The 12,843-nt window shown below is 60.0% G+C and carries 10 protein-coding genes and 1 pseudogene; 4 read left to right on the forward strand and 7 right to left on the reverse strand.

Going from position 1 to position 12,843, the window contains the following annotated elements:
- Positions 1-94: 94 nt before the first annotated feature.
- Both KDX37_RS16110 and KDX37_RS16115 read left to right on the forward strand, forming a co-directional pair.
- The gene (locus tag KDX37_RS16110) at positions 95-685 is read left to right on the forward strand and encodes a PadR family transcriptional regulator (protein WP_231653679.1); all 591 of its coding nucleotides are present in this window, start codon (positions 95-97) and stop codon (positions 683-685) included.
- A complete protein-coding gene (locus KDX37_RS16115; protein ID WP_231653680.1) occupies positions 682-1,476 on the forward strand; it encodes a siderophore-interacting protein in 795 nt (264 codons plus the stop codon). Before KDX37_RS16110 ends, KDX37_RS16115 begins: the two co-directional genes overlap by 4 nt.
- 14 nt (positions 1,477-1,490) lie before the next feature.
- On the opposite strand, the gene KDX37_RS16120 is transcribed toward KDX37_RS16115, so the two are convergent.
- Positions 1,491-2,150: a Pr6Pr family membrane protein gene (locus KDX37_RS16120; protein WP_231653681.1), complete on the reverse strand. Its 660-nt coding sequence runs from the start codon at positions 2,148-2,150 to the stop codon at positions 1,491-1,493.
- Between the two features lie 67 nt (positions 2,151-2,217).
- Positions 2,218-2,445 carry a VF530 family protein gene (locus tag KDX37_RS16125; RefSeq protein WP_231653682.1) on the reverse strand — a complete coding sequence of 76 codons (228 nt, stop codon included), beginning with the start codon at positions 2,443-2,445 and terminating at the stop codon, positions 2,218-2,220.
- A 455-nt stretch (positions 2,446-2,900) separates the two neighbouring features.
- On the opposite strand from KDX37_RS16125, the pseudogene KDX37_RS16130 reads away from it, so the two are divergent.
- Together KDX37_RS16130 and KDX37_RS16135 are read left to right on the forward strand one after the other, a co-directional pair.
- A pseudogene (locus KDX37_RS16130) lies at positions 2,901-4,262 on the forward strand (carbohydrate porin).
- Between the two features lie 119 nt (positions 4,263-4,381).
- Positions 4,382-6,820 (forward strand): glucose/quinate/shikimate family membrane-bound PQQ-dependent dehydrogenase, encoded by a 2,439-nt coding sequence (locus KDX37_RS16135; RefSeq protein ID WP_231653683.1) that lies wholly within the window; start codon positions 4,382-4,384, stop codon positions 6,818-6,820.
- Positions 6,821-8,745: 1,925 nt separating this feature from the next.
- On the opposite strand, the gene KDX37_RS16140 is transcribed toward KDX37_RS16135, so the two are convergent.
- The 5 genes from KDX37_RS16140 to KDX37_RS16160 form a co-directional block, all read right to left on the reverse strand.
- Positions 8,746-9,939 carry an ABC transporter substrate-binding protein gene (locus KDX37_RS16140; RefSeq protein WP_231653684.1) on the reverse strand — a complete coding sequence of 398 codons (1,194 nt, stop codon included), beginning with the start codon at positions 9,937-9,939 and terminating at the stop codon, positions 8,746-8,748.
- Complete coding sequence (locus KDX37_RS16145) at positions 9,936-10,943, reverse strand: CobW family GTP-binding protein (RefSeq protein ID WP_231653685.1); 1,008 nt, start codon at positions 10,941-10,943, stop codon at positions 9,936-9,938. The genes KDX37_RS16140 and KDX37_RS16145 overlap by 4 nt, the downstream gene beginning before the upstream one ends.
- Entirely contained in the window at positions 10,940-11,239 is a 300-nt protein-coding gene (locus tag KDX37_RS16150) for a hypothetical protein (protein WP_231653686.1), read from the reverse strand. Before KDX37_RS16150 ends, KDX37_RS16145 begins: the two co-directional genes overlap by 4 nt.
- Positions 11,240-11,261: 22 nt before the next feature.
- A complete protein-coding gene (locus KDX37_RS16155; RefSeq protein WP_231653687.1) occupies positions 11,262-12,011 on the reverse strand; it encodes an SDR family NAD(P)-dependent oxidoreductase in 750 nt (249 codons plus the stop codon).
- A 68-nt stretch (positions 12,012-12,079) separates the two neighbouring features.
- Positions 12,080-12,841 (reverse strand): SDR family NAD(P)-dependent oxidoreductase, encoded by a 762-nt coding sequence (locus tag KDX37_RS16160; RefSeq protein WP_231653688.1) that lies wholly within the window; start codon positions 12,839-12,841, stop codon positions 12,080-12,082.
- Between the last annotated feature and the right edge of the window lie 2 nt (positions 12,842-12,843).

The following is a 12,843-nucleotide window of genomic DNA, read 5'->3' on the forward strand; positions in this document are numbered from 1 at the left end:
CCATCCGCCAGCAGATGACCGCTCGTCTGTGACGCTTGTCGCAATGTTTAGATATATCTTAAGCTATATCTAACTTGTAACGAGGGACTTGAAAATGCGCGATGACGCTCATCACCATCACCCCCGTCCGCCGCACGCCCGTGAATTTGGCGAAGGCCGCGACGGTTTTGAAAAACGCCCAGGCCGCGAACGCGGTGGAAGAGGCCCGCGGGTCTTTGCGCCAGGCGATCTGAAGTTATTGTTGCTGGCGCTGATCGCCGAACAGCCTTCCCACGGCTATGACCTGATACGCAAGATCGAAGGTATCTTTGACGGCGCTTACAGCCCAAGCCCCGGCGTGATTTATCCGACCCTGACCTTTCTTGAAGAAAGCGAGCTGATCATCGGCGACGCTCAGGCGGGCAAAAAACTTTATACCGTGACCGAAGCAGGCAGTACTTCATTGCTGGACCAGGCCGTTGCGCTAGACGGCGTGCGCACTCGCATCGACGTCAGCAAACGTTCGCTGCGCGGTCATGACCGACCACCGGAAATCCATGAAGCAGTGCACAACCTGCGACATGCGCTGCAAATGCACCACGGTCGCTGGAGCCCTGAAGAGATTCTTCGGGTTCGCGATCTGCTCAACAACACCGCCAAGGCCATCGTCGATGGACCCCAATCTGCCTCGGAGAAGTCGGTATGAATTCGCAGGAATACGCTCAAGACAAGCAGCCGGAACAATCCATCCATCGCGTCATGCATGAAATCAAACATCGCAAGCTGCTAGTGGCACGCGTGACAGACCTGACGCCGCTGATGCGCCGCATCACGCTGCAAGGGACGGAGCTGGCAGGCTTTATCAGCCTGGGTACCGATGACCACGTCAAACTGTTCTTCCCACAGACGGCTGAAGAGCACGCAGCACTGGAAAACCCGACGGCTGGCGGGGACAAGGAAGGGCCACGCCCGCCGATGCGCGATTACACGCCGCGTCGATATGACGAAGCCACTGGCGAACTGGACATCGATTTTGTCCTGCACGGTGAAGGGCCTGCTGCGACCTGGGCGGCTCAGGCGGCGCCCGGCCAGTTCTTGCACATCGCAGGGCCTCGCGGCTCGATGGTGGTGCCGGACATGTTCGACAGTTATTTACTGATCGGCGATGAAACGGCTATCCCGGCTATCGCTCGACGCCTCGAATCATTACCAGCCAACCGTGCCGCTCTGGTGGTGGTCGAGGTTGCCAATCAGCAGGAACAGCAAGTCTTTCAGAGCGCAGCACAGGTCGATGTGATCTGGATCGTGCGGGGCGAGCAGAGCCTGCTGGACGTTACGCGCCGTCTTGAAATGCCCGAGGGCAAGCTCTACGCCTGGATCGCGACCGAGTCAGGACTGTCTCGCAAGGTACGTCGCGTGCTGCTGGACGAGTTCGGCCTTGAAGAAGAATTCGTCAAGGCGGCAGGTTACTGGAAGCTGGACACGACAGAAGAATAAAACACCTGGGCGGCTCAGCGCTTACGACGGGCCGCCCATTTATCGATCCCCAGCAACACCAGCGCAATCATCAGAAAGCCTGCCAACACCCCCAACGCGTTAATGAATGCTTTTGGGTAGCCGATAGTGCCGACGTCGATGAACGGGTACATGTAGTCGCCGATCACATCGCCACGCAGCAGGATGTAGGCGAAGTAAGCGATCGGGTACAGCATCCAAAGCCCCAGATGACCCAGACGCAACGTTCCCTTGGGCACGTAAAGCCACCAATAGAGCAAAAATGCCAAAGGCATCACGTCGTGCAGTAATTCATCGGCCACCCATTGCCAGCCTTGCGGCTGCCACAAGTGACGCAGTAGTACGTTATAGGCAATCCCGACCAGCGCAATGCTCGCAGCAATACCGCTGCACACCACCGGATGGCGGAAGAATCGATGGCCTGCGGACTGACGTTCGTTCAACGCACAGGTCAGCGCGACCACGACCAGGGTGTTGGTCAGCACGGTAAAAAAGCTGAAGAACCGCACCAGCCCACCCAACAGGCTGGCGTGATCGGCGTAGCGGCCAATGAAGATCAGGTAGAGCTGAATAACCAGACCCGACCAGCCCAGGCAGGCGGCAACAAGGGTGAAATAGCGCTGTCCCTGCGCTGGTCGTGAAGGTGAGCTGTACATCGAATCTATATCCTTGAAATCCAGCGTCCGTGCCGGGTATATCTGACTGCGCTTGACCGGACAGCTGTCACCAGCCTTTGCTGCGATGCAATTTGACGTAAAGACCTTCAACCTTTTCACGCGCCCAAGGGGTTTTGCGCAGGAAGGTGAGACTGGACTTTATGCTCGGGTCACTCTTGAAGCAGCGGATGTCGATACGCTCGGCCAGGCCGGACCACTCATAGTGCTCAATCAGCGCCCGCAGGATCTGTTCGAGGGTGACGCCGTGCAGCGGATCGATGTTGGGTGTGCTCATGAGAAACCTTGAAGCCTGTTGAGGGGGCGGTAACTGAGGCTGCGCACCGGGTGTCGAGCGATCAGACCACGTATAGAGTCTAGCCTGTGCTGACCTGCCTTGGCGTGGGCATGGCGCCATGCACGTTGACCATCTTCAAAACCAGGCTCTGCGGGCAGCCCGGCTCAGTAAGTCCATTCATTTCAAGCGGTTGGATCTTGCCTGAAATTCCCAGGCCATTAAAGCACTGTTACCAAACCTGCAATGATCCATGTCAGGTTTGCCACTGTTAGCCAACTCGTTAGCGTCCTATCATTGTCAGCCTCAGAGCTGAATCGATTTTCCTTGGGCAGTGTTGCGCCGACGGCTGCACAGACCGCTGCGGCAGAACACTGTTACTCCCAGGCATTGTCACTTCCAAGCATTTTTACTCCCAAACATTGTCTTTCCATAAGCCTAAAAAGAATGCCTTTTCCATGCCCAGTCTCTCGAAGCACCCTCGCCTGCTAACGGTTCATCGTATGGTCAGTCTGTGCGGCCTGACGTTTATTGGCTTGACGGCTCAGGTTCAGGCCGCATCTGCACTGGCATCCGATTCGCCTTGGATGCTCGGCGACTGGGGCAGCAGGCGCAGCGAGCTCTCGAAGCAGGGCATTGATTTCAAACTCGACTACACCAGCGAAACCGGCGCCAACCTGCATGGCGGATATAACCATGACAAGGCCGTACGCTACAGCGATCAGATCGCGCTAGGCGCGCACCTGGATCTGCAAAAGCTGCTGGGGTGGCAGGACGCCGAGTTCCAACTGACGCTGAACAACCGCAACGGCGAAAACATCAGCAACGACCGTATCGGCGACCCACGCACCGGCACAGTGTCGTCTTCGCAGGAAGTCTGGGGGCGCGGCAGCGTGACCCGCCTGACCCAGCTCTGGTATCAACAGAAATTTTTAGACCAGGCCTTGAGTGTGAAACTCGGCAGGTTCAATGAAGGCGAAGACTTCAATACCATGCCCTGCGACTTCCAGAATCTGTCGCTATGCGGCTCGCAGGTCGGTAACTATGTGAACACCTGGTACAACTGGCCCATCAGCCAGTGGGCCATGCGCGTCAAGTATCAGCTCACCCCAAAGCTGTTTGCGCAGATCGGTGCCTATGAGCAAAACCCGTCCAATCTGGAAAACGACAACGCTTTCACGCTCAGCGGCAGCGGCACGCAAGGCGCGGTTCTGCCGATCGAACTGGTCTGGTCGCCGCAACTGAATGACCTGCCGGGCGAGTACCGCGCCGGCTATTACTACAGCACCGCCGATAGCGAAGACGTTTACAAGAACAACGCCGGGCAGTCCGCAGCGCTCGCTGGCACCGCCTACCGCAGCGCATCGAGCAAGCACGGCATGTGGCTCAACCTGCGCCAGCAAGTCACCAGCCTGGCCAGCGACCAAAGCCGGGGGCTGAGCGTGTTCGCAAACGGCACCCTGCACGACAAGAAAACCAACATGGTCGACAACTACGTGTCTGTCGGCATGGTTTACAAAGGGTTGTTCGATGCTCGTCCCGGGGACGACATCGGCGTCGGTTTTTCGCGCATTCATGTCAATCCGGCATACCGCAAGAACGCCGATGCACGAAATTAGGCAGCGGCGGTCTACGACTACAACGACCCGTCCTTCATGCCCCTGCAGGACACGGAATACAACGCTGAGCTGTATTACGGTATCCATATGACCAACTGGCTCACGGTGCGCCCGAACCTGCAATACGTCCGTCATCCAGGCGGCGTGGATCAGGTGGACGATGCAGTGGTCGCCGGTCTGAAAGTACAACTTTCGTTCTGAACAACGGTTGAATTTGGCCGTCGGTTAATCGTCTCAACAGTTAGCTGTTACAAATGATGTCACGGGTGGTGCTTTAGAAGCCCGGACATCAGTCACTCAATTCTCGCGGAGATTCGGATATGGGCACTGATAGTGCTTCGAGTAAAAATCGTCTGTTACCGACACTATTAGGGCTGGTGATCCTGCTGATGGGGTTGGCACTTGTGGTCGGCGGCATCAGATTGTTGCAACTGGATGGCTCGCTGTATTACCTGCTGGCAGGTATTGGCTTTGCCGTGACAGGCATCTTGTTGATCACCGGTCGCTCGGCCGCACTGGGGCTGTATGCGGTGCTGCTCTTCGCGAGCACGGTCTGGTCTCTGTGGGAGGTCGGTCTGGACTGGTGGCAGTTGGTGCCACGTCTGGCGCTGTGGTTCGCGTTGGGTATCGTCCTGCTGCTGCCATGGTTCCGTCGTCCGCTGTTGCGCAATGGCCCGGCCCGCATGGGCACCGGCGCACTGAGCATCGCGGTGGTTCTGGCTGGCCTGACGGCTTTGGCGAGCCAGTTCACTCACCCTGGTCGCATCGAAGGTCAACTGGATCGCGAAACTGCGGGCACCACCAACACCGCCCCGGCCATGCCGGATGGCGACTGGCAGTCCTATGGCCGTACTGCGTTTGGTGATCGCTACTCGCCACTCGCGCAGATCACGCCGGAAAACGTGAACAAGCTGGAGCCTGCCTGGACCTACCGTACCGGTGACATCCCAGGCCCCGGTGACCCCGGCGAAACCACCGCTGAGAATACCCCGCTGAAGGTCAATGGCATGTTGTACGTGTGCACGCCACACAGCCAGGTGATCGCGCTTGACCCGGATTCGGGCAAGGAAATCTGGCGCTTCGATCCGAAGATCAGCACCCAGAAAGCGGAAAATTTTAAAGGCTGGGCGCATATGACCTGCCGTGGCGTCACCTATCACGATGACGCGGCATACGCCGCCGCCGCACCTGCCCAGAGCCCTGCCACACCAACGGCTGAAGGCACTGCACCGACTGCGGCGGCGAACACTGCAAGTGCTTGCCCACGCAGAATCTTCCTGCCGACTGCCGACACCCGTCTGATCGCGCTGAATGCCGACACCGGCAAGATGTGCGAAGACTTCGGCAACAAGGGCTCGGTCGATCTGACAGCCAACATGGGTACCTTCGCCCCGGGCGGTTACTACTCCACGTCGCCACCTGCGGTGACCAAGGACCTGGTGATCATCGGCGGCCATGTTACCGATAACGTTTCCGTGGATGAGCCGTCCGGCGTGATCCGCGCCTACGACGTGCACACCGGCCGTCTGGTCTGGAACTGGGACAGCGGCAACCCGGAAGCGACCGCTCCCATTGCCGAAGGTCAGATCTACACCCGCAACTCGCCCAACATGTGGTCGATGTTCAGTGTTGATGAAAAGCTGGGCATGATCTATCTGCCGATGGGCAACCAGACACCCGACCAATGGGGTGGCGACCGGACACCGGACTCCGAGAAATACAGCGCGGGTCTGGTTGCACTGGACATCGCGACCGGTCGCGTACGCTGGAACTACCAGTTCACGCATCACGACCTGTGGGACATGGACGTGGGTGGTCAACCGACACTCATGGACATGAAAACCGCTGACGGCGTGAAACCGGCTGTGCTGGCATCGACCAAGCAAGGCAGCATCTATGTGCTGGACCGCAGCAATGGTCAGCCGATTGTACCTATCAACGAAGTGCCCGTGCCGCAAGGCGCAGTCGAAGGCGACCACACCTCGCCGACGCAACCCAAATCTGACCTGAATTTCATGCCGCCTCCGCTGAAAGAGCGCGACATGTGGGGCGTGACCCCGTTTGATCAGATGATGTGCCGGATCGACTTCAAATCCCTGCGTTACGACGGCCCGTTCACCCCGCCATCGCTGCAAGGCTCGATCGTTTATCCAGGTAACTTCGGCGTGTTCGACTGGGGTGGCATTTCCATCGATCCGGTTCGTCAGATCGCTTTCGTCAACCCAAGCTACATGGCCTTCCGCTCCAAGCTGGTTCCTTCTGCCGAAGTTGAAGGCGGCCCAGGTCGCAAGAGCGAAACCGAAGGCGTGCAGCCGAACAAGGGCGCACCGTATGGTGTGATTCTGGAAGCACTGCTGTCGCCAATGGGCCTGCCGTGCCAGGCACCGGCATGGGGTTACGTGGCAGCGGTCGACCTGACCAACCACAAGACCATTTGGATGCACAAGAACGGCACTGTACGCGACAGCTCGCCGGTTCCGATCCCTCTGACCATGGGCGTTCCAAGCCTGGGTGGTACTTTCACCACCGCCAGCGGCCTTGCGTTCCTGAGCGGTACCCTCGACCAGTACCTGCGCGCCTACGATGTTCGTAACGGCAAGCAACTGTGGGAAGGCCGCCTGCCAGCAGGCGCCCAGACCACACCGATGACCTACACCGGCAAGGACGGTCAGCAATACGTGCTGGTCGTGGCTGGCGGTCACGGCTCGCTGGGCACCAAACAGGGCGACTACGTGATGGCCTTCAAACTGCCGAAGTAACGCACTACCGAGGCAAACCAAAGGCGGCTATCGACAGATAGCCGCCTTTTTTGTGCGTGTGGATAAACTTCGCGAGCAAACGGAACGCCGCCCGGTCCTCTTCCATTGAGCACCTGATTTCAAGTTGAAACCCAGGTTTGTTGAAGTGCACCTGTGGGGTCAGCTTGCTGACGAAGAGGCCAGCATGCTCACTGAAAATCCATAACGAGGATCAAACAAATCCAAGCCACGGTGCACCCAAAAACAAACAGCGCTTTTCTGCCACGATAGCCGCCACACCACCGAACGCGACGCAAGGTGCAGGCTGAGTCTTGGCGCTGATCCGGTGGGCAATCGGCATGGATGCCGATTGAGCTGCACCGGGCCATGGATGGCCCGTTGCAGCGACCGCCGGATCAGCGTCAGAACGAAGGAATCCGCCGCAGGCGGACCCAACCGGAGCCTGGGGCTTTGCCCACTTTAGCCCCATCAAAGTGGGTCGCCGAGGGGCGAAAAGGTGACCTGGGTCGAGCGTGCATCCAGTTGAATCCACAGTCCTAAATGCCTCAAGCAAAGCCATCCAAGCCTTGAAAAACTCCGATCCTGACGACGGTATACATATCCAGACGGGGTTCGCGCTGCCAAGAAAGGTTCCGTCCTGACGGCCGGGTCACTTTGTTTCGACAAAGTAACCAAACCATTTGCGCTGACGTCAGGCCCCGGCAAGCCGGGGTTCCCTCATGCAGACATCGTGGAAGGGGCCCGCGCCGACGGGCCATCCATGGCCCAACGGCGCTCTCTCGGCATCCCTGCCGATCGACCCCTTCCACGACGCCTGCATTCGGCCTTCCATACGCGCGATTGGCGTCGTCAGTGAGATCGGGGGTTGAAGATCAAGATCAAAGGCAAAGGTGATAAACGGATCAGCGTCAGGACGAAGGAATCCGCCGCAGGCGGACCCAACCGGAGCCTGGGGCTTTGCCCACTTTGGCCCCATCAAAGTGGGTCGCCGGGGGGCGAAAAGGTGACCTGAGTCGAGCGTGCATCCAGTTGAATCCACAGTCCCAAACGCCTAAAGCAAAAGCCATCCAAGCCTTGGAAAATTCCGATCCTGACGACCGTGTACATATCCAGACGGGGTCCGCGCTGCCAGGAAAGGTTCCGTCCTGACGGCCGGGTCACTTTGTTTCGACAAAGTAACCAAACCATTTGCGCTGACGTCAGGCCCCGGCAAGCCGGGGTTCCCTCATGCAGACATCGTGGAAGGGGCCCGCGCCGACGGGCCATCCATGGCCCAACGGCGCTCTCTCGGCATCCCTGCCGATCGACCCCTTCCACGACGCCTGCATTCGGCCTTCCATACGCGCGATTGGCGTCGTCAGTGGGATGGGGGGTTGAAGATCAAGATCAAAGGCAAAGGTGATAAACGGATCAGCGTCAGAACGAAGGAATTCGCCGCAGGCGGACCCAACCGGAGCCTGGGGCTTTGCCCACTTTGGCCCCATCAAAGTGGGTCGCCGGGGGGCGAAAAGGTGACCTGAGTCGGGCACACGGGCAACTGAGTACACAGTCCAGAATGACCAAAAAAAACAGCGCTTTTCTGCCACGATAGCCGCCACACCACCGAACGCGACGCAAGGTGCAGGCTGAGTTCTGGCGCTGATCCGGTGGGCAATCGGCATGGATGCCGATTGAGCTGCACCGGGCCATGGATGGCCCGTTGCAGCGACCGCCGGATCCGCGTCAGGACGAAGGAATCCGCCGCAGGCGGACCCAACCGGAGCCTGGGGCTTTGCCCACTTTGGCCCCATCAAAGTGGGTCGCCGAGGGGCGAAAAGGTGACCTGAGTCGGACACAAAGGCCACTGAGCCCACAGTCCAGAACGACCAAAAATAAACAGCGCTTTTCTCCCACGATAGCCGCCACACCGCAAGGTGCAGGCTGAATCACCGCTTCCCGCCAGGCTTGCCACCCGCCCGCAAGATGTCGCTCCAGCGACGAACCAGGTAGTTATGCTCGTTCATGACCGAGTTCCACACCGCGATATGCCCCATGCGCTCTTCATAAGAGCCACCGTCACGGACTTCCCCGGCGTCGATCAGCGGCAAGCCGTCGCTGCCAAGCAATTGCTCACGCGCAGGCAGACCCGCATACCAATAATCCCATTCCGCCGCACTCAGGTGATCACGGCTGCGCGCCGGGTTACCGATGTAATACCCCTGACGCGCCATCACAGCACCCGGCCAACCGGACAACCACCAATTAAGGTAAGCGTAGGCTGCGTCCAGCACCGGACCCTTGGCGTGACGCGACAGTGACAGGCCACCGAACCAGCCGCGATAGCCTTCCTTCGGCACCGCCACACGGTACTTCACACCCGCACGGTGCAGTCGGACCAGGGTCGGTGACCATAGGCTCTGAATGTCGATGGTCGGGCTGAGCATCAATTCGGCTGCTTCTTCATCATCCGACCAGAACGCGCCGAAATGCCCTTGCTGTTGTTTGCGCACCAGCACGTCAGCAAGCTGGTCGATCTCTTCGATGCACATGTTGCCAATGTCGCTGAACTGCGCAAGCCCGGCGCCCTGCACCGCCAGCGCGGCGTCCAACGCACCAATGGCGGCGTCACTTTGCAACGCAATGCGCCCTCCCCATGCAGGGTCCAGCAGCCAGCCCCAGCTTTCATCCGCCGTCGTCAGGCCAGCGGGCAGACGTTCAGGGCGGTAGGCAAAGCTGTCGGCGTTGTGAGTCAGCGGCAGCATACTGATGCGCTCGGTGACCGTACTGCCGAGGCTGCCATCGTGTTGCACAAACAACCGCTCACTCGGCACGCTGCCACTGCCCGGCTGATCAGTAGGCCGAAGCCTCCCGCGCTTGGGCAGGTCGTTGATCTCGTGCCAGAGCGCTATGCGGCGGGTGTCGATCGGTTGAATGGCGCGGGCCGGCCAGACGAAATCGACGTTGTGAAACCATTGGTCATAGAGGTCGTAGCTGTCCGGCTGCATGACGGCAATCCGTTGCGCGGTCTGCACATCATGAATCTGATACACCAATTTGATGCCCAGCTCCTGCTCGGCACGCTCGCGCAAGGATTCGAGCAACGTCACCGAGGTGCCCAATACGCGCAGAGTGATACTCATGCGGCGGACTCGCTGAGTGACGGCGCGAAGCTGCTGGAGAACACCTCGAACGAATGGCGCAGCAGCGCAGGGTCCAGGCCGCGCAGGATAAAGACCAGACGAGAGTTGCGCTCTTCACCCGGCCACGCGGACAGGTGTACAGGCGCATGCAGACAATGCTGCACGCCATGAATAACGATGGGGCCCTGATTGGCGGTCACGTTGAGCAGTCCTTTGACACGGAGGATTCGTTCACCATGGCATCTTAACAGCATCGATAACCACACCCCGAACCCGACCCAGTCCAGCGGCCGGTCAAACGTCAGACAGCACACTTGCGCATTACCATGGCGTGCCGGCGTCGACTGTACGCGATGCAACTGCCAACGTGTGACTTCCTCAGCGGGCTCGGCACTGCGCACTCCCTCGCCCAGCAGCAATTGGTCACCGCTGTGAACCTGTGCACTGTCCAGCAAAGGCGCAGAGAAATTCAGCGCCTGCAAATGCTCGCGCAAATCGGTCAACGTTGGCTCATCCACCAGGTCTGTCTTGCTCAGCAACAGCCGGTCCGCCGCAGCGACTTGCGCCAGCCACTCGGGGTGCAGGCGTTCCTGCAAAGCGGCATGACAGGCATCCACCAAGGTCACGATCAAGCCCACATGAAAACGCCCGCGCAGTTGCGGATCGTTGCTCAAGGTGGCGAGGATCGGCGCCGGATCCGCCAGCCCGGTGGTTTCCAGAATGACGCGCTTGAATTGAGGAATCTCGCCCCGGCCGCGTCGCTCCAGCAAACCGAGCAACGCATTCTTCAGCTCGCCACGTATCGAACAGCACACGCACCCGCTGGGCAGCAGCACGGTGTCAGGCGCGACTTCCTCGACCAACAGATGATCAATGCCCACGTCGCCGAACTCGTTGATCAGCAAGGCGGTGTCACCCATGGCTTGGTCTGCCAACAGGCGCTTGAGCAAAGTGGTTTTGCCACTGCCCAGAAAACCGGTAATCACGTTCAGGGCAATACTCATGATGACCTCTGCAAATGTTCAAGCAACCGCGAATCAAGCGGGTCCAGCGGACGCCCGATCAGCAGCTCCGCCTTCTGCCAGAGTTGTTCCAGCCCGGTCGCCAGTTCCTGCTTGCCGGTCGCACCCAGCAACAGGTAGGAAACACCCTGGAAGTCCTCGACCTTGAGGCGAAACGGCGCAACCACCTTGTTGATGGCTGCGATACGCCGCAAGCGCTCGCGCCGTCTGGGCAGCTCGGCACCCAGCGGGTCGCTCCAATGGATGTCCTCACCCAACAGGCCGCAAAGTACGCACATCAGTCGATCTCCCGCTGCTTGATCATGGCATCACGTCGCCAGAGTTGGGGCCCAGCGTCTGACCCACGAACAGGTTGCCGCCCGGCTCGCTGGCAAGCAGCACCGCAACCGGCGCAACTTCTTCAGCCAGCCCAAAACGCCCCAGCGGCAGCTCGGCAGCCTTGGCGGTTTTCCAGGCACTGCTGATTCCGGCCACCAGCGGGGTTTCAATCGGGCCTGGCGCGATGGCGTTGACCAGCACATTGTCTTTGGCCACCTCCAGCGCCAACGACTTGGTAAAGCCGATCACCCCGGCCTTGGCGGCAGCGTAGTGCGTCAGTTCGGCGCCACCCTTGATGCCCAATTGCGAGGCGACATTGATGATGCGTCCCCAGCGTTGCGCAAGCATGTGCGGCAAGGCGCGCTGGCTGGCGACGAAGACGCTGGTCAAGTCGACGCGCAGCATGTCGTTCCACATCTCGATGCTCAGGTCGACGCAACGTGCCTGGGTCAGCATGCCCGCGTTATTGACCAGAATGTCGATGCCGCCGAACTGCGACACACATTCATCGACGCTGGCCTGCGCGCCCTCGACGCTGCCGACATCTGCAAGGCACTCATGCACCTGGGCGCCCAGTTGGCGGCATTGCTCGGCGACCCTGGCCAGACCGACCGGATCACGGTCCCCAAGCACCAGGCGTGCACCTTCGACTGCGTAGGCGCGGGCAATCGCAGCACCAATGCCGCTCCCGGCCCCCGTGATTACGGCGCGTTTGTCTTTGAGTTGCTGCATGGTCGGTTCCTTCAAAAACCTGTGTCATGAACCTGTGCACACTTCGCACAGTGCGTGAGTGTCGGCCCTCACTCCGGCCAGCGGACGGTCAGACCGCCATCGACCACGATGCTTTGCCCTGTCAGGTAACTGGCCTCGTCGCTGCACAGAAAACGCACCAGCGACGCCACTTCATCCGCACGCCCGACCCGTCCCAGCGGGATGGCTTTGGCGGCCTGCGCCAGACCCTCAGGCCCCAGGGAATTCTTGCTGTCGAGGGACTGCGGCGTTTCGATCAGGCCGGGGATCACCGCGTTGCAGCGGATGCCACGGGCTGCCAACTCTACCGCCAGCGAGCGGCACAGCCCCGGCACACCGGCCTTGGCGGCGGCGTAATGGGAGTGGTCCTGCCAGCCATAGACGCCGCCGGCAATCGATGAAATCGCCACCAGCGCGCCGCCCTCGCCCATGTGCCGAACCGCAGCGCGAAAGGTACGCATGACCCCGGTCAGGTCGACATCAAGCATCTCGTTCCAGCGCTCATCGGTCATTTCCAGCAGCGGCGCACGACGCAGCAGACCGGCGTTGGCTACCGCATAATCGATCCGGCCAAAGGCCTCGATGGCGTGCGCGGCCAGGTCATCGACCGACTCGGTGCTGGTGACATCCAGCGGCACCATCAGGCATTCGCCACCCGCCTCCTCCACCAGGCGACGGGTCTGGTCAGGGTCATGCGGGTCGGCGGGATAAAACCCGCCCGCCACCGCTACACCCTGACGGGCGAAGGCGACAGCCAGGGCCTGACCGATGCCGCTGGCAGCACCGGTTACCAACGCTACTTTACGAGTCATGC

The sequence above is a fragment of the Pseudomonas californiensis genome, from assembly GCF_021147775.1.
In the GTDB taxonomy this organism is placed as follows: Bacteria; Pseudomonadota; Gammaproteobacteria; order Pseudomonadales; family Pseudomonadaceae; genus Aquipseudomonas; species Aquipseudomonas californiensis.

Bases quoted from the DNA above. Each gene is read 5' to 3' on its own strand.
- KDX37_RS16160 (WP_231653688.1), bottom strand. From the start codon at position 12,841: ATGACTCGTAAAGTAGCGTTGGTAACCGGTGCTGCCAGCGGCATCGGT.
- KDX37_RS16155 (WP_231653687.1), bottom strand. From the start codon at position 12,011: ATGCAGCAACTCAAAGACAAACGCGCCGTAATCACGGGGGCCGGGAGC.
- KDX37_RS16120 (WP_231653681.1), bottom strand. From the start codon at position 2,150: ATGTACAGCTCACCTTCACGACCAGCGCAGGGACAGCGCTATTTCACC.
- KDX37_RS16135 (WP_231653683.1), top strand. From the start codon at position 4,382: ATGGGCACTGATAGTGCTTCGAGTAAAAATCGTCTGTTACCGACACTA.
- KDX37_RS16110 (WP_231653679.1), top strand. From the start codon at position 95: ATGCGCGATGACGCTCATCACCATCACCCCCGTCCGCCGCACGCCCGT.
- KDX37_RS16150 (WP_231653686.1), bottom strand. From the start codon at position 11,239: ATGTGCGTACTTTGCGGCCTGTTGGGTGAGGACATCCATTGGAGCGAC.
- KDX37_RS16145 (WP_231653685.1), bottom strand. From the start codon at position 10,943: ATGAGTATTGCCCTGAACGTGATTACCGGTTTTCTGGGCAGTGGCAAA.
- KDX37_RS16115 (WP_231653680.1), top strand. From the start codon at position 682: ATGAATTCGCAGGAATACGCTCAAGACAAGCAGCCGGAACAATCCATC.
- KDX37_RS16140 (WP_231653684.1), bottom strand. From the start codon at position 9,939: ATGAGTATCACTCTGCGCGTATTGGGCACCTCGGTGACGTTGCTCGAA.
- KDX37_RS16125 (WP_231653682.1), bottom strand. From the start codon at position 2,445: ATGAGCACACCCAACATCGATCCGCTGCACGGCGTCACCCTCGAACAG.